Origin of the sequence: Acinetobacter sp. UBA5984 (assembly GCF_002429925.1) — a bacterium.
GTDB lineage: Bacteria > Pseudomonadota > Gammaproteobacteria > Pseudomonadales > Moraxellaceae > Acinetobacter > Acinetobacter variabilis.
Genome location: NZ_DJBE01000032.1, coordinates 1 through 23,924 on the forward strand (window position 1 = coordinate 1; position 23,924 = coordinate 23,924).

23 protein-coding genes are annotated in these 23,924 nt (G+C 42.0%); 12 read left to right on the forward strand and 11 right to left on the reverse strand.

All coding sequences use genetic code 11. The features are described from left to right. Window positions 1-240 precede the first annotated feature (240 nt). The 5 genes from B3J29_RS04730 to B3J29_RS04750 all read right to left on the reverse strand — a co-directional run bounded on the left by B3J29_RS04730 (window position 241) and on the right by B3J29_RS04750 (window position 3,499). Window positions 241-675, reverse strand: coding sequence for a 2-amino-4-hydroxy-6-hydroxymethyldihydropteridine diphosphokinase (locus B3J29_RS04730; protein WP_005235972.1), 435 nt, complete (start codon window positions 673-675; stop codon window positions 241-243). Then, window positions 632-1,012, reverse strand: a complete 381-nt coding sequence (gene folB / locus B3J29_RS04735) for a dihydroneopterin aldolase (protein WP_005235974.1) — start codon at window positions 1,010-1,012, stop codon at window positions 632-634. The genes B3J29_RS04730 and folB overlap by 44 nt, the downstream gene beginning before the upstream one ends. Before the next feature lie 131 nt (window positions 1,013-1,143). Continuing rightward, window positions 1,144-2,442: an ABC1 kinase family protein gene (locus tag B3J29_RS04740; RefSeq protein WP_005235976.1), complete on the reverse strand. Its 1,299-nt coding sequence runs from the start codon at window positions 2,440-2,442 to the stop codon at window positions 1,144-1,146. A gap of 58 nt (window positions 2,443-2,500) precedes the next feature. Then, window positions 2,501-3,271, reverse strand: a complete 771-nt coding sequence (locus tag B3J29_RS04745; protein WP_034580997.1) for a HesA/MoeB/ThiF family protein — start codon at window positions 3,269-3,271, stop codon at window positions 2,501-2,503. Between the two features lie 39 nt (window positions 3,272-3,310). Continuing rightward, window positions 3,311-3,499, reverse strand: coding sequence for a hypothetical protein (locus B3J29_RS04750; RefSeq protein WP_005235980.1), 189 nt, complete (start codon window positions 3,497-3,499; stop codon window positions 3,311-3,313). A gap of 259 nt (window positions 3,500-3,758) precedes the next feature. On the opposite strand from B3J29_RS04750, the gene B3J29_RS04755 reads away from it, so the two are divergent. Next, window positions 3,759-4,268, forward strand: a complete 510-nt coding sequence (locus B3J29_RS04755) for a pyridoxamine 5'-phosphate oxidase family protein (protein WP_034704527.1) — start codon at window positions 3,759-3,761, stop codon at window positions 4,266-4,268. Between the two features lie 188 nt (window positions 4,269-4,456). Here B3J29_RS04755 and B3J29_RS04760 read toward each other — a convergent pair whose 3' ends face one another. From B3J29_RS04760 to B3J29_RS04770, 3 genes are all read right to left on the reverse strand, one after another. After that, window positions 4,457-6,103 carry an AMP-binding protein gene (locus B3J29_RS04760; protein ID WP_034704529.1) on the reverse strand — a complete coding sequence of 549 codons (1,647 nt, stop codon included), beginning with the start codon at window positions 6,101-6,103 and terminating at the stop codon, window positions 4,457-4,459. A gap of 254 nt (window positions 6,104-6,357) precedes the next feature. Beyond that, the gene (locus tag B3J29_RS04765) at window positions 6,358-7,494 is read right to left on the reverse strand and encodes an acyl-CoA dehydrogenase family protein (RefSeq protein ID WP_034704531.1); all 1,137 of its coding nucleotides are present in this window, start codon (window positions 7,492-7,494) and stop codon (window positions 6,358-6,360) included. 92 nt (window positions 7,495-7,586) lie between these two features. Continuing rightward, window positions 7,587-8,357, reverse strand: coding sequence for a 3-hydroxyacyl-CoA dehydrogenase (locus tag B3J29_RS04770; RefSeq protein ID WP_034704533.1), 771 nt, complete (start codon window positions 8,355-8,357; stop codon window positions 7,587-7,589). Window positions 8,358-8,495: 138 nt separating this feature from the next. Here B3J29_RS04770 and B3J29_RS04775 point away from each other — a divergent pair, with 138 nt between their 5' ends. The 4 genes from B3J29_RS04775 (at window position 8,496) to B3J29_RS04790 (ending at window position 12,221) form a co-directional block, all read left to right on the forward strand. Further along, complete coding sequence (locus B3J29_RS04775; RefSeq protein ID WP_034704535.1) at window positions 8,496-9,518, forward strand: AraC family transcriptional regulator; 1,023 nt, start codon at window positions 8,496-8,498, stop codon at window positions 9,516-9,518. 227 nt (window positions 9,519-9,745) lie between these two features. Beyond that, window positions 9,746-10,099 carry a hypothetical protein gene (locus tag B3J29_RS04780; protein WP_034704537.1) on the forward strand — a complete coding sequence of 118 codons (354 nt, stop codon included), beginning with the start codon at window positions 9,746-9,748 and terminating at the stop codon, window positions 10,097-10,099. Between the two features lie 323 nt (window positions 10,100-10,422). Continuing rightward, entirely contained in the window at window positions 10,423-11,394 is a 972-nt protein-coding gene (locus tag B3J29_RS04785; protein WP_034704539.1) for an aliphatic sulfonate ABC transporter substrate-binding protein, read from the forward strand. Continuing rightward, complete coding sequence (locus B3J29_RS04790; protein WP_034704541.1) at window positions 11,394-12,221, forward strand: ABC transporter permease; 828 nt, start codon at window positions 11,394-11,396, stop codon at window positions 12,219-12,221. The genes B3J29_RS04785 and B3J29_RS04790 overlap by 1 nt, the downstream gene beginning before the upstream one ends. A gap of 69 nt (window positions 12,222-12,290) precedes the next feature. On the opposite strand, the gene prmC is transcribed toward B3J29_RS04790, so the two are convergent. Together prmC and prfA are read right to left on the reverse strand one after the other, a co-directional pair. Next, window positions 12,291-13,109: a peptide chain release factor N(5)-glutamine methyltransferase gene (gene prmC, locus B3J29_RS04795; RefSeq protein WP_034704543.1), complete on the reverse strand. Its 819-nt coding sequence runs from the start codon at window positions 13,107-13,109 to the stop codon at window positions 12,291-12,293. Continuing rightward, window positions 13,109-14,197 (reverse strand): peptide chain release factor 1, encoded by a 1,089-nt coding sequence (gene prfA, locus B3J29_RS04800; RefSeq protein WP_034704545.1) that lies wholly within the window; start codon window positions 14,195-14,197, stop codon window positions 13,109-13,111. The genes prmC and prfA overlap by 1 nt, the downstream gene beginning before the upstream one ends. Window positions 14,198-14,551: 354 nt before the next feature. Between prfA and B3J29_RS04805 the strand changes: the two genes are divergently transcribed. The 4 genes from B3J29_RS04805 (at window position 14,552) to B3J29_RS04820 (ending at window position 17,671) form a co-directional block, all read left to right on the forward strand. Next, window positions 14,552-14,980 carry a glycine zipper 2TM domain-containing protein gene (locus B3J29_RS04805; protein WP_034704547.1) on the forward strand — a complete coding sequence of 143 codons (429 nt, stop codon included), beginning with the start codon at window positions 14,552-14,554 and terminating at the stop codon, window positions 14,978-14,980. 249 nt (window positions 14,981-15,229) lie between these two features. Next, complete coding sequence (locus B3J29_RS04810) at window positions 15,230-15,679, forward strand: hypothetical protein (protein ID WP_004783858.1); 450 nt, start codon at window positions 15,230-15,232, stop codon at window positions 15,677-15,679. A 155-nt stretch (window positions 15,680-15,834) separates the two neighbouring features. Continuing rightward, window positions 15,835-16,839, forward strand: coding sequence for an LLM class flavin-dependent oxidoreductase (locus tag B3J29_RS04815; protein WP_034704549.1), 1,005 nt, complete (start codon window positions 15,835-15,837; stop codon window positions 16,837-16,839). 280 nt (window positions 16,840-17,119) lie between these two features. Then, complete coding sequence (locus B3J29_RS04820) at window positions 17,120-17,671, forward strand: hypothetical protein (protein WP_034706290.1); 552 nt, start codon at window positions 17,120-17,122, stop codon at window positions 17,669-17,671. Window positions 17,672-17,927: 256 nt separating this feature from the next. Here the strand turns inward: B3J29_RS04820 and ppsR are convergent, their stop codons facing one another. Next, window positions 17,928-18,764 (reverse strand): posphoenolpyruvate synthetase regulatory kinase/phosphorylase PpsR, encoded by an 837-nt coding sequence (gene ppsR / locus B3J29_RS04825; RefSeq protein WP_208461753.1) that lies wholly within the window; start codon window positions 18,762-18,764, stop codon window positions 17,928-17,930. A gap of 154 nt (window positions 18,765-18,918) precedes the next feature. Between ppsR and ppsA the strand changes: the two genes are divergently transcribed. From ppsA to cyoA, 3 genes are all read left to right on the forward strand, one after another. Next, window positions 18,919-21,297 (forward strand): phosphoenolpyruvate synthase, encoded by a 2,379-nt coding sequence (ppsA, locus tag B3J29_RS04830; RefSeq protein WP_034706293.1) that lies wholly within the window; start codon window positions 18,919-18,921, stop codon window positions 21,295-21,297. Between the two features lie 441 nt (window positions 21,298-21,738). Next, on the forward strand, window positions 21,739-22,545 hold the full coding sequence (locus B3J29_RS04835) for an RDD family protein (RefSeq protein ID WP_034704208.1): 807 nt from the start codon (window positions 21,739-21,741) through the stop codon (window positions 22,543-22,545). 301 nt (window positions 22,546-22,846) lie between these two features. Beyond that, window positions 22,847-23,923, forward strand: coding sequence for a ubiquinol oxidase subunit II (cyoA, locus tag B3J29_RS04840; RefSeq protein ID WP_005236020.1), 1,077 nt, complete (start codon window positions 22,847-22,849; stop codon window positions 23,921-23,923). Window position 23,924: the final 1 nt, after the last annotated feature.

Consider the following 23,924-nt stretch of genomic DNA (forward strand, 5'->3'; position numbering starts at 1 on the left):
ATCCGTCAATGCGTAAGTCCTAATATATTTATTGTTCTTTATTTTTTTAAAATTAGCAGTAAAAATGATTATTTAGAGGTAATTTATGGAAACAGGTATTATTCTTGGCATTCTATTCGCAATTATTGTGTTGTTAGTTATTTTTTATAAAAAGAAAAAGTAAATAACAGTTTTTTGGCAAATACAGATCCCCTACTTACATAAAACTGAAAAATTCATTAGATTAATTTCAGATACAGATTAAATTTTAACTTGTGGATATTGAAGACGGCGATCATATTCAAATGCAGAATGAGACCAGATGTCATGCATCGGGATTTTTACGTCTAGTGCAAGCGGTAATTTTTTGGGATTAAATTCCATCTGACTTAAATCATTTCCCCATGCAATCAGGTCGACATCCAGGCTAATCTGATGAGATGGCCGAACCCGCCCCGAATCCGTTTCCATTTGCTTTAATAAATCTGTCATATCTTGAACAGGAACTTCACTGTATAGGAGACAGGCCGCATTCCAGTAATCTGCCCCGATACTATCCCGACATGGAATGAGGTAAATTGGAGAAAACCAAACTTTCCCCAACTCGCTGATCCGCTGCTGGGCAGCCTGAAAATGTTGCTGTGGATGACAATTACTCGCCAGTGCTAGGGCGAATATCGTTGCGGTGGCGTTCAAGACGTATCCCTACAGAATTAGCTTGCGCGATAATGGCAGGCTTACGGATCGTAATCATAATCGATTCTACACTTTCAAAGGTAGCAAAAAGCGCGTCTAGTACCAGTTTTGCTGCATGTTCGATCAATTTTGGCTGGGCGACCTGAATCACCCGCGCTGAAATCTCACAGATTTCGGCATAATTCAAAGTATCTTCCAGTTCATCTGACTGTGCCGCTTGTTCTAATTTGGTACGAATAGTGAGATCCAGCATTAAAGGCTGAATGATTTGACGCTCCCAAGTAAAGCAGCCGACTACTGTATCGACCTTTAAGCCTTCAATAATAATTGCGTCCATTTTAAAACTCGGAATTTAATATTTACCAATAATCTCCCTAAATCCCTCTTAATAAAGAGGGACTTTCATCACTTCTAATTATTTTGTAATGAAAGCCTCCCTTTATTAAAGGGAGGTCGGGAGGGATTAAATTAATGCTTTAACAGTAAATTTGGGTCCATGGTCTGGACCATCTGCAAACGCTGATCTGCATAGATGTCTGTATACGGCGCCAGAATTCGCATAAAACGGTCAAAATACAGCATTTGCTTGAACAATAAAGCAAAGTCACGTGGGAAGCGAATGCCATGACGTTCACCGACTGCTACCATATCCATCATGATATCGTTAAGATCGGCTGGGCTTGAAGTCAGCAATTCCTGAGGATCAGCTAACATCACACCACTAAATAAACGTTCAAGATCAGCCGCAAGCACTTTGGTATCAATCTCAACTGCAGTCATACCCATTTTCAGCATGTTTTCTGCCATCAGGGTATAATTGGTATGCTGCAAGGCATCCATAAAGGCCATACACGCTGTCCAGACTTCTGGTTTAAGCTGGCCGACAATACCAAAATCAATAAAGCCCACACGACCATCTTCAAGCAGCATCAGATTACCCGCGTGTAAATCAGCATGGAAACTGTTACACATCATTAGACTGCCAAACCAGGTGTTCATTGCAGTGATGAGAACCTGTGATGGGTCTTTAGCGACCTTTTTCACAACTTCAAAATCAGTCAGTGGCACGCCATATAAACGTTGCATGGTCAGTACACGACGTGTTGAATATTGATGATAAACCTTAGGAGCAGTTGCTGCTTTATTATTGGTGATATTCAGATAATTGACGAAATCATCCAGATTTTGTGCTTCCTCGATGAAATCGACTTCACGCACCATTCGGGTTTTGATTTCTTCGACAATATCGGCCAATGAGGCAAATTTTACTTTCGGCACTGCTTTTTCCAGCAGTTTGGTCGCCCAATGCAATACATTTAAATCGGTATATAGAATTGTTTCCACACCCGGCTTTTGTACTTTAATAACTACATCTTCACCAGAAACCAGCTTAGCCGCATGTACCTGTGCAATGGAAGCAGAAGCCAGTGGTGCTTCTTCAATTGAGGCAAAGATTTCATCCAGATTGCGACCAGAAAACTCTGATGCCAATACTTCCTGAATATAGCTGAATGGCAAGGTCGGTGTTTGATCCAGACAACCCTGAAACTCTTCCACATATTCACGTGGAAACAGCGACGGCGTACTGGCAATAAACTGACCGAGCTTGATATAGGTTGAGCCTAAAGACTCAAATGTTTCACGCATGAGTTTGGCATTACTTGGCTTTTCAGTGGCATATTTAATGCCGGCCTTCGCCGCAACTACCGCGGTTTCACCCATACGGGCAACCGAACGTATTCCATCTAACCAGATATTTTTTTTCATAATGTCTTAGGAAAAATTAATTACATGCAGTGTAGCAAAAAAATTAAATTTTGCAGGCCTATCTTGCCTGACAGACCGGGCAATCTGTATCTTTTTCGAAACTTAAAATGCGCTGTTTAAAACTCAGACCATCCCAAAGTAGAAGTTTCTGTCTAAGTGGCATTTTACCTAGGCCTAAATAAAGCAAAGCATGATGAGCTTGCAAACTCGCCATCACATTTGGCGTAGTCGCCAAGACACCTGAGTCTGCGCAACGCAAACTGGTATCAGCCTGATGTTCAGGTGGAAACAGGCAGGCATAGCAAGCTGAATCCCCATCCATCATGAACAGTTGTCCTTGCAAACCAATCGCAGAAGCACTGATTAAAGGTATATTCAGTTTTACACAGCTCTGATTGACCAGATAACGTGTCTCGAACTGATCACATCCATCCAGCACCAGATCTTGATGTTCAATAATACTTTCTGCATTTTCAGTCATTAAAGCTTGATTAATATATTCAATCTGAATATTCGGATTAATCTGAGCCAGCCTTTTTGCGAGTATTTCTGCCTTATAAAAGCCTAAATCATTTGGCGTAAATGCCAGTTGTCGTTGCAGATTACTCATCTCGATGGTATCAGGATCAATCAGAGTAATTTTGCCTACACCTGCTCTAGCCAGAAGTTCTGCCAAGGCACAACCAATCCCGCCACATCCCACGATACAGACATTGGAAAATTTCAATTTTTCCTGGGCTTCAATATCCCAACCGTCTAAGAGAATCTGGCGGCTATATAAATGCAATTCAGCATCGGTGAGTTCAAACTCTGGGGATATGGCATCCATAGTCGATATAGACAACGTCGTTCCTTGTTTCGAAGATTTTTAAGAAGCATGTGCCACAAAAAGTGCATTTACCGAAATTTCAATATGTTGATAAATCTCAAGCAAATTAACTTCTCTGCGCATAAACAGCAAATCAATAAATGGCTTGGCAATACTAGCGCCAAATAGCATATCAGTTAAATGCTCCGTATCAAGCTGATAATGTCCTGATAAATATGTAATGGTCATATTATGAATGCACTTAACTTGATCTATATGCCACTTAATTTATTCACGTATTACATCTTCTGGCTAATCTCGTTCTTCTATTCCTTTATCACCCTGTAACTGTCTTCCGCTTGTTTAGCACTTCTGTAGCTGCTGCCTGCAATTCAGTAGGAAAATGTATCAGTTCAGTGAGACCCTCTGTATCCATTATCAAATATGATTAAGCTGCTTAAGGAATAGCAATTATCCTCGCTTTCAATAAATAGTATGGAGCATATAGATGAACGAACAAAATCAGCATAATAATCGTGAAAAATTATGGGAACTAATCAAAGATGTGCGTTACACCATGATCAGCCATGTAACCGAAAGTCAGGAAATTCATTCTCAGCCGATGACCATGCTCAATTCTGAGCAAATGAATGAAGATCAAAACTTGTATTTCATCATGCGTGATACCAATGATCTGGTGAAAGCTGCCACTACTGGTCGCACTCAGATTGGCCTGTCTTTCGCTAAACCTTCTGATGGTATTTATGTATCGATCAGCGCAAATGCACAGATCAGTACTGACCGTATTTTGATTGAAAAATTATGGAATCCATGGGCAGAAAACTGGTTTGAAGGTAAAGATGATCCTAGCGTACGTGTACTGATTGCTGAAGCTGAAAGTGCAGAATACTGGAATGTTACCGATAATAAAGTAACTCAGCTATTTAAGGCACTAAAAGGTGGCGTAACTGGCGAAGCTGGGGAACCGGATGCTGAGCACAAAAAAGTTGATCTATAAGTAAATAAGAATTCCACTTTCAATTTAGCCTCTTAATAAGAGGCTAAATTTTTGATTTATTTTATTTAAAAGATGAATAGTATTACATTGTAATGACAATTATTCTCTCTGATAAATTCGAACATAAATAAATTAATCGTATAAAAAAGCCACAATTGCGACCTTTTCACTATATTTAAATGAATATATTAACTGACCTGTTTAATACCCTGAATCTTGACAATTTCCTGCTGTTTAAGCAGATTACGCTGAATTTTACCGCTAGAGGTTTTAGGCAAATCACTTACAAACTCGATCTCTTTCGGATAGGCATGTTTAGATAAACGGGAACGCACATAGTTTTGCAATTTCAGCATCAGTTCTTCACTAGCGGCATATTGTGCTTTAAGCACTACAAAGGCTTTCACAATTTCGGTACGTTCCGGATCTGGCTTTCCAACCACAGCGGACTCCAGCACCTCTTCACACTCCAGCAAGGTACTCTCTACATCAAAAGGTCCAACTCGATAACCCGAAGTCGTAATGACATCATCCGCACGACCAATGAAATCTATTCCACCATGTTCATTCAGTTTTACGGTATCACCCGTTAAATAGTACTGCCCCACAAAGGCTTTACGATTATTGCCGCCATAGCCTTCGAACCACATCAAAGGTGAGGCTGAGCAGTCCATAGCCAAGGTCCCAATGCCGCCTTTTTCGACTTCCTCATGCTCTTTATTTAAAACTGCAAAACGATGTCCTGGAATGGCAAAACCAGCGGAACCGATTTTCTTGTGATGCTCCAGCGCATGATGATTGGCAATCACCATTCCCAGTTCCGTCTGTCCATACTGGTCGTAGATATTGACGTCCATTTCATGATTAAACCATTGAATGACTTCAGGCGTTAATGGCTCACCTGCACTACTGACCACACGTAAACACGAGCTAATCTCAGCATCAAATTTTTCCTTAAAGCCATAGAACATCCGGAATGCGGTTGGAGAACCGGTCAGGTTATTTACTTGATATTTTTTAATGACTTCAACAGCATTGTCTACGCTAAAGGCACGTTCATCCATAATGATGCTATGCCCCAAACTTAATGGACCTGCAATCCCATAATACAGACCATAAGCCCAACCCGGATCTGCCAGATTCCAGAAAGTATCTTCGTCACGTAAATCTACGGCGTGCAGCATATAGCCTTTAAATGCCAGTAAAGCTTTAAGCGGAACAGGCACTGATTTTGCCAGTCCCGTTGTACCTGAAGTAAACATCATCAGGAAAATGTCACTAAAACAACCTTGAACCGGCTCAAATTCAGTTGGGCATTTCTTGAGCTCTGTCCAGAAATCAGCATCCTGATTGGTACTTTCAGGCGTTTGATGTACGGTTAAAATATGTGGAATATCGAGATCATCTAGTTTTGCACGCTGTTCCTGATTGGTAATAATCAGTCGGGTATGTGCGGTATTAATACGATGCTCGATTGCCTTGCTTTCAAAAGCGGTAAATAAAGGCTGATAAATCGCACCAATACGCCAGGTAGCAAGAATGGTAATTAATAATTCTGGAGTTCGTGGGAGCAAACCAGCAATACAGTCACCTGCTTCTAAACCCAGTGAGGTCATATAATGAGCCAGTTGTCCTGAAGCCTTAGCCAATTGTTCAAAAGTCCAATATTGGGTCTTGCCATTTTTACCTTCCCAGATTAACGCGATCCGGTTTTGTCCTAGAAAACGTCCACAGCATTCTGTATAGGCGTTGAGTGCATCTGGCACTCCTGCCAGATGTTGTTGAACCATAGTGTCAAAATTAAATTCACGATACGCTTGTTCTAGTGTCTTCATCACGACAACCTCTATTCCGTTTATAAACAGACTTTATGTCTGTGTCCGTTGTATTTGTTGTTCTGTCTACCGCCTGCGAATTCCATTGCAATGCCGGTTTTATATAACATGCCCTATTGCTAGGACATGTTAGGTGTCACTCTGCTGAGTCACTTTTCGCTTAATCAATAATTGACCATGTTTTATAGACCATCACAATTCCCATATCCCTCAAATGAGCTGCAAGATTTGAACAGTCGGCTATTTCATGACTTTTAAACTTTGCTCACTTCCCGGGCAATGACCAGACGCTGAATATCAGATGCACCTTCATAAATCTGGCTCACTCTGACATCACGGTAAATACGTTCGACCGGGAAATCTGAGACATAACCATAACCGCCATGAATCTGAATCGCATCCGAGCAGACTCGCTCTGCAATCGTCGAAGCAAACAGTTTAGCCATGGACGCTTCTTTTAAGCATGGTAATCCTGCATCTTTAAGCGTTGCTGCATGTAAGACCAGTTGTCTTGCAGCCTCAATCTGGGTGGCCATATCTGCGAGACGGAACGCCACTGCCTGATGCTGTACCAGTTCGACGCCAAAGGATTTACGTTCATTGGCATATTCCACGGCAGCATCCAGTGCAGCTCGTGCCATACCTACAGATTGTGCTGCAATCCCGATCCGGCCAGATTCCAGATTAGACAAGGCAATCTTGTAGCCTTCACCTTCTTGACCTAACAGGTTCTCAGCCGGAATCCGGCATTGATCAAAAATAATGGTCGCGGTATCGGAACAATGCTGCCCCATTTTTTCTTCCAGATTCGAGACGATATATCCTGGACTATCGGTAGCTACCAAGAAACATGAGATTCCTTTTTTGCCTGCAGATTTATCTGTCACTGCAAATACCAGTGCAATCTGGGCATGCTTACCGGTGGTGATAAACTGCTTGGTGCCATTTAATACCCATTCATCACCATCACGTTCTGCCTTACATTCCAGTGCGCTGGCATCAGAACCGGCTTGAGGCTCCGTCAGGCAGAAACACCCCAACCATTCACCGGTCGCCAGTTTAGTCAGATATTTCTGCTTTTGTTCCTCGGTACCATAACGCTGGGTAATCCCACAAGGTAATGAATTCTGCACACTGACAATGGTCGAGATGGCTCCATCTCCAGCCGCGATTTCCTCAAGGGCCAGTACCAACGACACATAGTCCAGACCTGCTCCACCCCATTGTTCAGACACGGTCATGCCAAGTGCACCGAGTTCACCGAGTTCTTTCAATTCCTGTGCTGGAAATTGTGCCGTTTTATCCCTTAAACCAGCGGTGGGTTTCAGTTTTTGCTGCGAATAGTTTCGCATCATTCCCTGAATCATTTTCTGTTCGTCATTTAAAAGCACTGCGTATATCCCTTACTTATCTTTTAATTTTCCATATAGAGTGAATAAACATATCCACTCTGACTTTTGCATTTTGCTTCGTTGGCTCCAACTTATTTTGGAGCCATACGGATGGCACCATCCAGACGAATCACTTCACCATTTAAATAGCTATTTTCGAAGATATGACCCACTAACTGGGCAAATTCCTGAGGTTTGGCGAGACGCGGCGGAAATGGAACCATCTGTCCCAGAGCATCCTGTACATTTTGCGGCATGCCTTTCAGCATTGGGGTTTCCATAATGCCGGGGGCAATGGTCATGACACGAATCGCTTCACGCGCCAGCTCACGTGCTAGTGGCAGCGTCATCGCAACGACCGCACCTTTAGACGCAGAATAAGCTGTCTGACCAATCTGACCATCAAAGGCTGCAACTGAAGCCGTATTCACAATCATGCCACGCTCTTCTTCATCGGTTTGCAGCTCATACTTCGCGATTAAAGCCGCCGCAAAACGCAGCATATTGAATGTGCCACTTACATTGATATTCAACACTTTCTGGAACATTGCTAGTTCATGAATTCCATTACGGCCCAGTACCTTGGCAGAAGGTGCAATACCAGCACAGTTCACCAAGCCATTGAGTTGGCCATACTTGTTTTCAACATGATTAAAGAAAGCTTCAACCGCCTGCTCATCCGTTACATCCAGTTGAACAAATTCAGCCTGCTCACCCAGTTGCTGTTGTAAAGCATTGCCCTGTTCCTGGTTCATATCGACCAGAATCACTTTTGCACCCTGTTCTACCAGATGAGTCGCTGTGGCTGCACCCAGACCTGATGCACCACCAGTTACCACAATCACTTTTCCCTGAATTTTCATGTTAATGTCCTGTTCCTATTTTTATGACAAGCTACGACTTAATAGGCAGAGTAAACAGAGATTTTATTCTGTACAATTTCCAAATGTTGCATCTTCACTGATGGATTTGGACAATAAAGAAGGGATATCTGACTGGCTATGCACTTACCAGCCTTGGAATATAGTAAGGGAACCATTTCAATTGATCTGGTTCATGAAGCACTGCTGAATGCCAAAGCACAGCATTATGATATTGCCGCGATTCTAACTAAGGCTGCCATTCCCTTAGAGATTCTGTACTCTGCTAAAGCACGGGTGTCAGTAGCGCAATATGCCGCGCTATGGACTGCACTTGCCGATAATATGAATGACGAATTTTTTGGCATGGACAGCCATCCAATGCGCCGTGGCAGTTTCAAATTACTATCTAAAATGCTGTTACAGGCAGTTACGCTGGAAAAAGCTCTGCAGCAAATCCTGCAATTTTTTAATCTGATTCTGGATGATCTGCACAGCACACTGATGGTCGAGGAAAACTTTGCCTATATCGTGATCTATGACCAGAAACAGACCAAGCGCATGTTTAGTTATGCAACCTATCTAATGCTGATTCATACCCTGCTATGCTGGTTAAGCGGACAGCGGATTTTACTCAATCAGATTCAACTGAAATGTGCCGCGCCACTCGATGATTTTGATTATAAAGTCCGTTTTTGTGAACAGATTGAATATAAGGCCAGTGAAAACTATATCCAGTTTAATGCAGCCTATTTGCAGCTCCCGGTAAAACAGGATCAGACCTCCTGGTATCAGTTTATTCAGCAGACTCCGCATAACCTGCTAGTTCGCTTTAAAAATCCTTATGCGCTAAGTACACAGATCCGCAAACAGCTTTTAAAAGTACCTCCGGTTGAATGGCTGGAACTAAATGAGCTTGCTTTGAAAATGAATATGTCTGAAGCCACCATGCAACGGCGTCTTAAAAATGAAGGTGTAACTTATCAACAGCTTAAAAATGAAATTCGTCGTGATACAGCTATTGAACTGTTAACCCGTACGGATCAAAGTTTGCAAGACATCAGTGATCAGCTTAACTTCCAGGAAGTCAGTGCTTTTCATCGCGCCTTTAAAAAATGGACAGGGGTTAGTCCAGGTGCCTATAGACAAAATATTACTAGATAATTTATATTCAATAAGACTTAAAAACGATTAAAATTCAGCGTATAAATTTAAATCCATATTTTTTCAACAGTTATATTTTTCAAGGCTTACAGCCCAAAAATAGAGGACTGAACGGTCATCCACAATGCTTTGCATTTCCTATTAATATAGTTTATTTTTCAATCAATCTTTAGTGTTTCACTTTTGGCTGTACTCCCTTTCCCCCTTTCCTTGTTGAAGGTATTTCCATGTTAAAGATGACTGATGTTCTTGGACAAAATCTTGTTCAAAAATTCGCCCAGGCTTTAGTTTCTTCGACCGATCTTAATGCAGAGCAATTGAATCAAGGCATCTTGAATGCGTCTGATTCTGCCCTCAAAGATGCTATTGTGCACTTCTTTAACCAGATTGTTGCCACTGAAGCTGCGAAATCGCTTGAAATTCCGGCTGAGCGCATCGTTGCATTACAACAAGGTATTGCACTGAAAGATGAACAATATCTTGCTGATACCGCCAAAGTCGTGGCTCTTTGCCTGGCAATGGAAACTGGTAGCCTAGATCAAGTCGAAGTTTATGACTGTCTGCAAGACTACCCAATGTAAGCTATCCAGATTTATAAAATAGTGACTCAAAAAGCGATGCGGATGCATCGCTTTTTTATGGCACTCGTTATTTATAAAATCTCATACTGCAAGGACGAATAATTAAAAAAAACAGCTTATCAATTTATGCCATATTATTTTTAAAATTTTATCTAAGCAAAACCCTTCTATTTTTTATTAAAAAAATTTAATTAAAAACAAATACCTAAATTTAAAGCCATTAATTATTTTATTTTTTAATTTGATTATCTTTTTTTCTTTTTTGTGTACTTATCTATTTACCGCTATGAATGTCAAAAATTTAATTCAAAATTGAGATTTTCATGAAAAAAACATTAAAAACTTCGAGTCTGACCTTACTCGGTCTTTCTATTTCTCTTTTTACTGGCTTGGCTAACGCAGCGATTCCATCTGAATTAAAATTGGACTATGCCTATTATGCACCAACCAGTCTGGTGGTCAAAGAACAGAAACTGCTAGAAAAAGCTTTACCAAAAACCAAGATTAAATGGGTATTTAGCCAAGGCAGTAACCGCTCACTCGAATATCTAAATAGTGGTAGCACAGATTTTGCTTCTACTGCAGGTTTAGCGGCAGTGCTTAGCCGCGCCAATGGTAGCCCGATTAAAACAGTTTATATCCAGAGCCAGCCTGAATGGACAGCACTGGTCGTCAATAAAGATTCGAATATCAAATCACTGAAAGATCTGAAAGGTAAAAAGATTGCTGCCACTAAAGGTACAGATCCTTTCTTATTTACCCTACAAGCCTTAGATACGATTGGTTTGGGCAAGCGCGATGTAGAGCTCGTTCATTTACAGCATCCGGATGGTAAGACTGCGTTGGAGCGTAAACAGGTCGATGCTTGGGCAGGCCTTGATCCTTTAATGGCATCTGCGCAGGCGCAGTCAGGTGCCAAATTGCTGTATCGCAATGTCAGTTTTAATTCTTATAGCGTACTCAGCGTAAAAGACCAGTTTGCCAAATCCAGTCCGGAAGCGATTGAAGCGGTAATTAAAGCTTATGAACAGGCACGTAAATGGGCGAAAGCCAATCCCGACAAACTGGCTGAACTATTGGCACGTGAAGCCAAGCTTCCGATTGAAGTTGCTAAGCTTCAACTCAGCCGTACCAATCTAGATCAGAATATTCCAACCACCAAACATACGGGTGCATTACAAAAAGCCGGTCGTATCCTGACGGAAGAAGAACTGGTTCGTAAAGGAACCAATGTCAATCAGGTCGTGACTCAATTATTTGATGCCCGCTATGCAAAAAAGGTTGTAACTAAGTAATGGCTATACCGAAAAGCATCTCGGACCAGTTTAGCGTGGAAGAACAGCCAAAATCCACTGTGCTACCACGCAGCATTTCGCTGATCAAAGCCCTAACCCTGCCTGTTATTTTTATTGTATTGGTAGAAATACTGGTCCGTAATGGCGTGATCGAACCTTATTTATTGCCTGCACCGAGTAGTCTGTTTCAGTCCTTTACTGAACTGGCTGAGGGCGATTTATGGCAACACATTTGGACCAGTAGCTGGCGAGTTTTTCTTGGCTTTGGGATTGGTAGTGGATTGGGACTGATCTTTGCGATCCTGGTTGGGCTAAATAGACATGCAGAAGATTTTCTGGAACCAACGTTTTCTGCGATTAAATCTATTCCAAGTCTAGCCTGGATTCCTTTACTCCTGCTTTGGTTAGGGATTGATGAATCTTCAAAAATCACCTTGATCGCAATTGGTGGCTTCTTCCCGACCTATACCAATACTGTGGCTGCAATTCAGGGTGTGGATCGTAAACTGATTGAAGTCGCAAAAGTCTATCGCCTGAAATACTGGCAACAGGTTCAGCAGATTGTATTGCCTGCTGCCTCACCAGGAATATTGACTGGCTTAAGGAATAGTCTGAGTTTGTCGTGGATGTTTATGATTGCGGCTGAATTGATTGCTGCCACTCAAGGGATTGGCTATCTGCTCAGTGATGGTCGTGAAACTTCACGTCCGGATATTGTGATTATTGCGATTATCCTGTTAGCAGTCCTAGGCAAAATCACCGATAGCATTATGAAGTTGTTTGAAAATCGCTTACTGCGTTGGCGGGATGTGATTAAAAAGTCATAATTTATTTAATAAAAGCATTAGAAAAGCGACCTATCTAGGCCGCTTTTTTATTAAATCAAGCTTTAAAAATTAATGCGGCCACTGACCTAAAGTTACCCGATCATTGCCGCCATAGTCTTTCACTGTACGGACCTGTTTATAACCAGCTTGAGTAAACAGATGACGAACCGCATCGCCCTGATCATAGCCGTGCTCAAGCACAACCCAGCCATTCACGGTCAGATGTTTTTTGGCTTGCTGAATAATCATCTCAATATCAGCCAGACCATTTTTGTCTGAAACCAGCGCACGTTCCGGCTCAGTTGCCAGATCTGGCATATGCTCATCGTCTGCATCAATATACGGTGGATTAGATACAATCGCATCAAAGAACTGCCGACCAAATGGTTTAAGCCATGAACCAAGGATAAATTGCACCTGATCCAAATCATGCTGTTCTGCATTATATTTGGCAACTTCCAGTGTGGGTTCATAAATATCCGAAGCTGTTACAGACCAGTTCGGGCGCTCAGACGCCAGTGACAAGGCAATGGCACCTGTACCAGTCCCCAAGTCAACAATTCGCGCATCTTCCGGCAAGTCTAATTTCAGGACTGTTTCGACCAGCACTTCGGTATCCGGGCGTGGTACTAGCGTATCTTTAGTGACTTTAAGATCCAGTGTCCAGAACGGTTGTGAGCCTGTGACATAAGCCAATGGCTCACCGGCAGCAATCCTCGCCAGACTTTCGACATAGGCCTGTTCCTGTTCAGGCGTTAACTGCTGGTCTTTTTTCACTACCAGATCAAAAGAATCAATCTTGGTAATGTGTTCCAACAACCAGGCATTTTCCTGACGTTCATAACTTTCAGGTTCACCACGTAAAGCCAGTGCTTCTTGAATGTTCATTAGCCACCATTCTGCTGTGCAAGCATGGCCAGCTGATCAGCCTGATATTCACGATGCAGACTGTCTAATAGCTCAGTCAGATCACCTTCCATCACAGCATCCAGCTTATATAAAGTCAGGTTAATACGGTGATCAGTCATACGGCCTTGTGGATAGTTATAGGTACGAATACGTTCTGAACGGTCACCCGAACCGACTAGGTCACGGCGCATTTCAGAAGTCGCTGCATCTGCTGCTGCACGTTTGGCATTTTCCAGACGTGAAACCAACAAGGCCATCGCTTTGGCTTTGTTTTTATGCTGTGAACGTTCATCCTGACATTCCACCACCGTACCGGTTGGAATGTGCGTAATACGCACCGCAGAGTCAGTTTTGTTAATGTGCTGACCACCGGCACCTGATGCGCGGTAAGTGTCGATACGCAAGTCAGCCGGATTAATGTCGACTGATGTATCTACATCCACTTCTGGAAGAATCGCTACCGTACACGCTGAGGTATGTACACGACCTTGCGATTCTGTCGCAGGTACACGTTGTACACGATGCGCCCCACTTTCAAATTTCAGGCGACCATAAACGCCTTCACCATTCACCAGGCAGATGACTTCTTTATAGCCACCGTGCTCACCTTCATTTTCAGACAGGATTTCAATACGCCAGCCTTGAGATTCCGCATACTTGCTATACATACGGAATAAATCACCTGAGAAGATTGCCGCTTCATCACCACCAGTTCCGGCACGGATTTCCAAATAAGCAGAGTTGGCATCATTCGGATCTTTTGGAATCATCAGGATATTTAGTTCAGCTTCAAGCTGTTCGATCAGAGCTTTATTTTCCTTGATCTCTTCCTGCGCCATTTCCTTAAAGTCAGGATCAGACAGCATGGCTTGCGCAGTTTCAATATCTTCTTCAGCCTGTTTGTACTTGGTCCAAACGCTGGTAATCTCGGTTAAATCATTATGCTCACGTGATAACTGGCGAAAACGCTTGTTGTCCGAAATCACTTCCACATCTGCCAATAACGCAGTCAATTCTTCATGACGGTCAGAGAGTTGGTCTAATCGTAAACGTAACGATTCTTTCATTTTCTAAAAAATCTCAAACATAAGGCTGTGACTAAACAGTGATTTAGCACAGCGAAATCAAAAAATTGCGCCTAGTTTAACGATTCTCTGGGTCAATGAACATCATTATTCAGTAAGTCAGTGCTTAGATGCAGCGATGTCACCGCTGTTTATTAACAAATATAAATAAAATCTTCAGTTTTGGATTTTTTCTGCTCAATTCGATCCTTATTTATTTCTCATTTTACAAATTGGCAAATAAACACATTAAATATGGAGGTAGATCTTCACATTCTTTTGGGCATAATTTGTTACATTTTCTGCGTCGAAACACACTAACATATGAAAGTCCTATCAGGGACACGGAGTTACAACATGAAACTCAATGCAATTTTACTGAGTGCTGCAATGGCTGCAGGCTCAATGATGACAGTGAGTGCGCATGCAGACAGTACTGCACGTGTGGCAGCAGCAAGTGCTTTAGGTAGCGTTGCTGGTACTGCACTGGGCAAAAACATGGGGGGCAACACTGGCGCAACAATTGGTGCTGCGTTAGGTGGTGCAGGTGGTGCTGCTGTGGCAAGTAACAAGAAAAACCGTACCTCATCTGCAATTGGTGGTGCTGTAGGTGGTGGTGCTGGTTATACCGTAGGTAAAAACATGGGTGGTTCTAATGGCGGCTATATCGGTTCAGCACTTGGTGCTGCGGGTGGTGCAGCATTAGGTAATAAAATTTCTAAAGATAAAGCAGCCGATCGTGCCAAAGCGAATCGTGCTAAACACTGGAAAAAACGTCACCGTTAATTTCCTGCCCTCAGGCTCTTTAAATTCGACGCTACATTTAACATTAAAAGCACCTGTTTGGGTGCTTTTTTTATTGTACATTCAACACATCCAAATTCATGTAATACATAAACTTATTCGAATAAGATCATGAATAAATTAAGGAGATAAAAATCACAATTCGCCAACACTGCCTCCATGCTATTTGACGGTTGCTAGATTAAATTTATCTCATCAACAAATACAGCTAGATATATAAAAGGTGTACTCATGAATTACAAATCTCTAATGATCGCTGTCGTAGCAACCTCAGCCATGGGTATGACAGCCGCCAATGCCGGAAATACAACGAATACGGCTTTAGCTTCTGCTTTGGGTGGTGTCGTTGGTGCCGCAGTGGGCAATAAAATGGGTGGTACAACTGGCGCAACAATCGGTTCTGCGATTGGCGGTGGTGCTGGTGCCGCAGTAGCAGCGAATAAACGTGACCGTAATGGCGCGATTATCGGTGGTGCTTTAGGTGGTGGTGCCGGTTATGCCGTAGGTAAAAATATGGCGGGTTCTAATGGCGGCTTAATTGGTGCTGCATTAGGTTCTGCAGGTGGTTCTGCCCTTGGTAAAAAAGTCAGCGAAGACCGTCGTTATGATGACCGTTATGACCGTCGCTATAGTTCAAAAAACTATCGTACTAGCAATTACCGTTATAACCACCGTCGCTAAGATTTCCTCTAATTACTTTTCCTCCTTGAATAAGCATCTTCGGATGCTTATTTTTTTGCCTGTTATTTCGATTTACATATATATCGATTTTTTTCGATATACAAATACAATGCAAAGTCGTATGCTCTTAGTCATGTTTATTCAAGAGTAATATTATGCGTACGCTTACCGATACCCAGTTCTCTATTCTCGAACTGGTTCCAGTTCGTGACGATAAGACCATTCAATTCTCCCTGCAACATGCGCTGGAACTGGCTCAGACTGCAGAACGTCTAGGTTATAGCCGGATGTGGCTGGCCGAGCATCATAATATGGATGGTATTGCCAGCTCAGCGACCGCCGTTCTGTTAGGCTATTTACTGGCAAATACCAATAGCATTAAACTTGGCTCTGGTGGCATTATGCTGCCAAACCATGCGCCCCTTGTAGTAGCAGAGCAATTCGGTACATTAGCGACTTTATATCCAGATCGTATTGAACTGGGGTTGGGCCGTGCTCCGGGTACCGATCAAGTGACCATGCGTGCTTTACGTCGTGGCCGGCAGGAAACTGAAGATCAGTTCCCGCAGGATGTTTTAGAAATTCTGCAATACTTTAAAGATCCGATTCCAGGCCAACGCATTGTGGCAACTCCAGGCCAAAGCACACACGTACCTGTGTGGTTATTAGGTTCGAGCCTGTTTAGCGCACAACTGGCAGCAAAACTTGGTCTACCTTATTCTTTTGCCTCTCACTTTGCTCCGCGTATGCTTGGTCAAGCGATTCAATTGTATCGGGACAATTTCGAACCGTCTGAATATCTGGATCGTCCTTATGTTTCTATGGGCGTACCAACTTGTGTAGCAGATACAGATGAAGAAGCTGAATATCTGGCAACAAGTGCTTACCAGCGTGTCCTTGCCCTGATTCGCGGTCAAAGCCTGAAATTGAAAGCACCGATCGATTCTATGAAAGGACTCTGGTCACCACCTGAAAAAATGTCTGTCGATAATTTCTTTGCCATGGCACAGGTGGGTTCTAAAGAAACTGTTAAAGCCGGTCTGGAAGCACTCCTAGCAAAATATGATGTAGATGAGTTTATCTTCACCTGTGATATCTATGACACAGAGAAACGTCTGCATAATTTTGAATTGCTGATGCAGATCAAAAACGGGCAATAATGCTGTCTTGCTTTGCCTAATTTATTCTTATCTATATACCTATTCTTCGGAATGGGTATATTTTTTTAAATTGTGTTTAAAGATTTTAACTTTCTAACTGGATAAATTCATATCTAAGATGGAGCTCCTGTTCTTTAATACATCTATCTCTTATTAAAAATACAATAGAAAAAAGAATGACTGTCTAAGTTAAATTTTGAACTTTACCGTTCTAGGGCTTTTGTTAATATCTATAACAAAGCAAATAAGACCAATTATTAAATAATTTCAAGGAAAAACAATGTCCACCAAGCAGGATGCACACGCGGGTATATTTGAGAATCGTCTCGAAAATTTTCAGCATTTTACTGGCATTAAAGTGCCCTCTTCCCAGCTCGCTGAACTTGACTGTACTGGAAAAGATATTGCGATTATTGGTACGGATCAATTTACCGTAAGCCAGCTCAACAAGATTAGCCAGCAAGCTCACTCAGTAAAAGTTTTTCAGATTAATCCGCAATTTGTATTGCCAGGTACTGAACGTGGTTTGCAGCGGTTATTAAATCACCCCTTAATCATTAAAAATCGACGCCTGTTTAATAACCGGATTAAAAGCATTTTGTCATTACGTTATCTGGAAAATCAGGTACAGAATTTATGGCTCAGACGCCAGCTTATGCCAAATCTTGCGGCCACATCCAAAGTTTATCTTAAATCAGACCACTATTATGCTGCTCTGCAACGTGAAAATTGCCAGCTGATTACCTGGCCTATTGCAAAAATTTCCGAAAATAGTATTCATTGTATTAATGGAGATGAACATCAGGTTGAGCTAATTGTGCATACTTTTTAATCAGCAAGTTAATCTGTTTTTAGCTCATGAGATTAGAAATTCGGAGTGTATTTGGGAAAATTTAGTTCTATAAGATTGAATTTCTGAGTTCATTGAAGAGCAAATAAGCTTAAAAACCAACCATTACATTTTTGATTAAAATATTGAATATTTCAACAATTTATAATATTCATATTTTATTTCTATGAAAGTAGTATTTTTTATTAATTTTTATCTATAAATCAGAGCCAAACTGAAGTCTGGCTCTGAATTCTTTTTAGCCAATTCGACGTTTTAGTCCTGTCATTTGTAAGACACGAGTTGAAATTTCTTCAATCGACATTTCTGAGACATTCAGGTACTTGATCCCTTCCGAAATATAGATACCTTCAATTGCACGCAGTTCCATCTGGCACTGGCTAAAGCTGGCATAACGGCTATTGGCCTTACGTTCCGTACGGATTGCAACCAGACGCTCTGCATCAATCATCAGACCAAAAAGCTTGTTTTTATGCGGTCTTAGCACTGCTGGCAGGCGGTTATCGTCCAGATCTTCTTCAGTTAGCGGATAGTTCGCTACACGAATTCCAAATTGCAAAGATAAATAAATTGAGGTCGGAGTTTTACCGGAACGCGATACGCCAATCAGGATCAGATCAGCCTTATCATAGTGACGCGTACGCGCACCATCATCATTGTCGAGCGCAAAATGTACGGCATCAATACGCGCCTTATAGGACGCGGAATCGGTCACCGCATGGGTCTGACCGACTAAAGTCGTAGGTTCAGTACCAAGCTCTTCTGATAATTTACTTATAAGTCCTTCAAAAACATCAAGATTTACTGCATTTGCAGTATTAATAATGTCTCGTACATAGGGATCCACCAACGTATCGAAAACCAAAGGTTTTTGACCATCTTTTTGGGCACGTTCATTGATTTCTGTGACCACATTCATGGCCGCCTCTTCAGAGCTAATATAAGGGATAATATGAATGTCAAAATCCACATGCGGAAACTGCGCTAACAGCGAGTGGCCAAGGGTTTCAGCAGTAATGGCAGTACCATCGGAAATAAAAAACACACTCCGCTGAATTTGTTTACCTTCTGACATTAAAATTCTCCTCAAACATTTGTCTTAGTACTATATAATCTTTATAGTAAACCGATCTTACATGACTGTCGCTTAGTAAAATCAAAAACCTAGAAGATTTGCTATACTCTCATGCCAAGATAGTGATTAATACTGCAAAAGTGGAGTAACAACTTTGGAAGCGCGCGTAATTGGTCTAGAAAAATTAGGGAAGCACGATGTTGAGCTTGTAGGTGGGAAAAACTCATCTCTGGGCGAAATGATCAGCCACTTATCTAATGCTGGTGTATCAGTACCAGGTGGCTTCGCAACAACAGCTGCTGCTTATCGTGAATTTCTCGAGCAAAGTGGCCTAAACGCTAAAATCAATGCAGAGCTTGCTGCACTTAACGTTGATGACGTCAATGCGCTTGCTGAAACTGGGGCAAAGATTCGTCAATGGATTGTGGAAACTCCACTTACTGCTGAACTGGAAAAGGAAATTCGTGCAGCTTTTGCAGAACTTTCAAACGGCAACCCTGATATCGCGGTTGCCGTTCGTTCATCTGCGACTGCAGAAGACTTACCTGATGCTTCTTTCGCAGGTCAGCAAGAAACCTTCCTGAATATTCGTGGTATCGACAACGTTCTGATCGCGATCAAAGAAGTGTTTGCATCTTTGTACAACGACCGCGCGATCTCTTACCGTGTACACCAAAATTTTGCGCATGACGTGGTTGCTCTTTCTGCTGGCGTACAACGTATGGTTCGCTCAGAAACTGGTGCTGCTGGTGTAATGTTCACTTTAGATACTGAATCAGGCTTCCGTGATGCAGTATTCATTACAGCTTCTTATGGCTTGGGTGAAATGGTGGTTCAAGGTGCAGTAAACCCGGATGAATTCTATATTTCAAAACCGCTTCTAAACGCAGGCAAACATGCTGTACTGCGCCGCAACTTAGGTTCTAAACACCAGAAAATGATTTATGGTGAAGAAGCAGCTGCAGGTAAATCAGTTGTTGTGGTGGATGTAGAGAAAGCAGATCGTCAACAATTTGCATTGAACGATCACGAACTGCAAGAATTGGCTAAACAAGCACTGATCATTGAAAACCACTACGGTTCTCCAATGGACATCGAATGGGCTAAAGACGGTGATGACGGTAAAATCTACATCGTTCAGGCGCGCCCTGAAACTGTGAAGAGCCGTGAAAATGTTGGCACGATGGAACGCTACCTGTTAAAACAACGTGGTACTGTAATCTGTGAAGGCCGTTCAATCGGTCAACGTATCGGTTCTGGTAAAGTCCGCATCGTAACTTCAATTAAAGAAATGGACAAAGTACAAGACGGTGATGTACTTGTATCTGACATGACTGACCCGGATTGGGAACCAGTGATGAAACGTGCTGCTGCGATTGTAACTAACCGTGGTGGTCGTACTTGTCACGCTGCGATCATCGCACGTGAACTTGGGGTTCCAGCTATCGTAGGTTGTGGTAATGCAACCGAAGTCCTGGTTGACGGTCAGGAAGTAACTGTATCTTGTGCTGAAGGTGATACTGGTTTCATCTACGAAGGTGCGCTTGATTTCGAAATCCAAACCAACTCTATCGAATCTATGCCAAAACTTCCGTTCAAAATCATGATGAACGTAGGTAACCCGGATCGTGCATTTGACTTCGCGCAAATTCCGAACGAAGGTATTGGTCTTGCTCGTCTAGAGTTCATCATCAACCGTATGATCGGTGTGCATCCTAAAGCATTATTGAACATCGATAGTCTGCCACGTGAAACTCGCGCTGCTGTACTTGCTCGTACTGCAGGTTATACATCTCCAATCGAATTCTATGTAGAAAAACTGGTTGAAGGTATCTCTACTCTTGCTGCTGCGTTCGCTGACAAACCAGTGATCGTACGTATGTCTGACTTCAAGTCAAACGAATACGCTAACCTGATCGGCGGTAAACTGTACGAACCTGAAGAAGAAAACCCAATGTTGGGCTTCCGTGGTGCAAGCCGTTATGTATCTGACAACTTCCGTGACTGCTTCGAACTTGAATGCCGTGCACTGAAAAAAGTTCGTGACGAAATGGGTCTGACTAACGTTCAAATCATGATCCCGTTCGTACGTACTGTTGCTGAAGCTAAACGTGTTATTGAGCTATTAGGTCAAAACGGTCTGAAACGTGGTGAAAATGGTCTTAAAGTGATCATGATGTGTGAATTGCCAACTAACGCTTTGTTAGCTGAACAGTTCCTTGAACACTTCGATGGTTTCTCTATCGGTTCAAATGACTTGACTCAGTTAACGCTTGGTCTTGACCGTGACTCTGGTATCGTTTCTCACCTATTTGATGAACGTGATCCAGCAGTAAAAGCGCTTCTTTCTATGGCCATCCATGCTTGCCGTAAAGCCGGTAAATATGTAGGTATTTGTGGCCAAGGTCCTTCTGACCACCCAGATCTTGCACAATGGCTGATGGAACAAGGTATTGAATCTGTATCTCTTAACCCAGACTCAGTATTGGATACCTGGTTCTTCCTGTCTGAAGAGAAAGCTCAAAAAGCTTAATTAACTCTTTAAAAAAAGACCCTTTCATAGGGTCTTTTTTTATGTTCTCAATATTACCTAGATATTATCTTAATTATATTTCTAGATATTATCTTAATTATATTTATAGTTAAGTGATTAATCATATGTTTTTTGATTTAACAGAAATCAAATTATTTATATAAGCATAAGCTTCTTAGTGTAATGACAAACAAATACCAACAAACAGCATGAGAAAAAATTGCATAATTAAATTTAAGTGAATTTTCACATCTTGATAGCAAAATCATCAATCCTTGCTACACTGTCTCAATTATGGAGGAATTTGGTGATGAACATTCTTGAAAATCCTAAACTTATCCATATATTACATTTATATTCTTTTATTTGTTTTCAGCCTGAAAATACTTAAACTCCTAGTTCAATTTTTGTCCAAATTTATATTTTTGAGATTCAGTTTATATGCAGATTTACTTGGCACGAAATAATCAACAAGCTGGCCCATATACGCTCGAGCAATTAAATCAGATGCTTGCCAACCAACAGGTACTTCTGACTGATTTGGCTTGGCATCAAGGTATGACCGAATGGAAAGCTTTAGGTGAACTCACCCAAGGGAAACTGATCTATCAGCCTGAAGGCTATGTAGCACCAGAAATGCCAGCAACACCTGCCTATCAGGCTCCACAGAACGCAAATGAGTCAAGTACAGACCATCTTCGTGCCCGCAGCTCTCAAAATGTTGCAGCAAAAAAAGAACTGGCGAGTATTCCAAGCCGTATTTTAGCCAAGATTGTGGATCTGCTTTTATGGCTGCCTGCGACGTTTATTTTGACCGCATTTTTTACTCCTGAACAGGAAACCCAATTCGCACAACTGAACCAGGAATTTATGAATGTGATGTTAAGTAGTGATGCTGACCCTGCTTTGGCACAGCAGCTACAGACTCAGATGTTTGACATGTTTTCACAGCAGGCATGGATTGCGACTGCAATTTACCTGGTGATCATGCTCGCTATTCAGGCTTTTCTGATTGCCAAATCGGGTCAAAGTATCGGTAAAAAACTGACTAAAATTAAGATCGTAGATGCTGAGACTGGTGAAAAAACCAGCTTGATGCGTGCCTTCACTATTCGCAGTGTGTTCCTTATTCTCCTGAATATTATCTTCATGCCACTCAGCACAATCATTGACTGGGCGTTCGGTTTAGGGCAAAAACGTCAAACCGTGCACGATAAACTGGCAAAAACCCAAGTCGTTAAACAATAATTAGTCCTGCCATAAAATGGGATGTTTTGGCATCCCATTTTCCTACATAACTTTGAAATTACAATAAAATTCCTATAAATATTCTTGAAATCCGACCGACAAAATCGGTTTTTATTACAGTCATTTAAAGCACCTTTATATATAGCTTAGTTTGGCAATATCAGGCATAATGCCCTACAACGTAGCGGTGTATTATGATTAGAAGGGTGTTTTGTAAAAAAACGGCCTCTTTTATCATGCGACACTTTAATCGCTATCCCATATTAAATTAGGGAATGGGACTCTTCACCGAGGTTGTAAAATGAGACAAACGATTTTAGCTGTATTGTCTTTATCAACGATGGCTGCACTTTTAACAGGGTGTGGTGGTGATCTAGTACTTCTGAACTCTAAGGGTCCAGTTGCTGAAGGCCAAAGTAGCCTGATGATGACTGCGATTTACTTAATGCTGTTGGTGGTAATTCCATCAATTATCATGGCATTATGGTTCGGTTGGAAATATCGCGCATCGAATAAAGACGCAGACTATAAACCTACATGGGCACACTCTACTGCGATTGAAATTGTAGTTTGGGGTATCCCTGTCATTATTATTGGTATTTTAGCTTGGTTAACTTGGTGGGGTTCCCACAAGTACGACCCATACCGCCCACTTGAGGCAGATAAAGCACCATTAACAGTTCAGGTTATTGCTGAACAGTTCAAATGGATCTTCATCTACCCAGAACAAAACATTGCGACTGTAAACGAAATTCGCTTCCCAGAGAAAACTCCGGTAAGTCTTCGTTTGACTTCTAACTTCACGATGAACTCATTCTTCATCCCTGCGTTAAGTGGTCAGATCTATGCAATGGCGGGTATGCAAACTCACCTGAACTTAATGGCAGACGAAACTAGCCCAGCTGAAGGCTACCGCGGTTTCTCTTCTAACTATTCAGGCTATGGCTTCTCACAAATGCGCTTCCGTGCACATGCTGTGACTGATGCTCAGTTTGCTGAATGGGTAGCTGCAGTTAAAGCAGGTAACGGTACTTCAGTAAATCCAGAAGCAGTTCAAAAAACTGTTTTAGACCAAGCTGAATTTGCAAGCTTGCGTGACGGTAACCGTGGTAAACACCAAATCGAAGCGATTATTGCAAAAGCTACGACTCCTGAAGAGAAGGCTGCTGCTGAAGCAATGAAGCCTTACCCAACTAAGCCACATCCAGTGACTTACTACTCTTCTGTTGAGCAAGGTTTGTTTGAATCTGTGATCAATAACTACATGAGTAACTATCACGGTGCTGATCACTCAGCGTCTTCTGTTGCTCACCAGGAAGCAGCTGCTTCTGAAGCACATGTAGATGTTGAACATGCGACTGCTTCTCAAGGAGAATAAT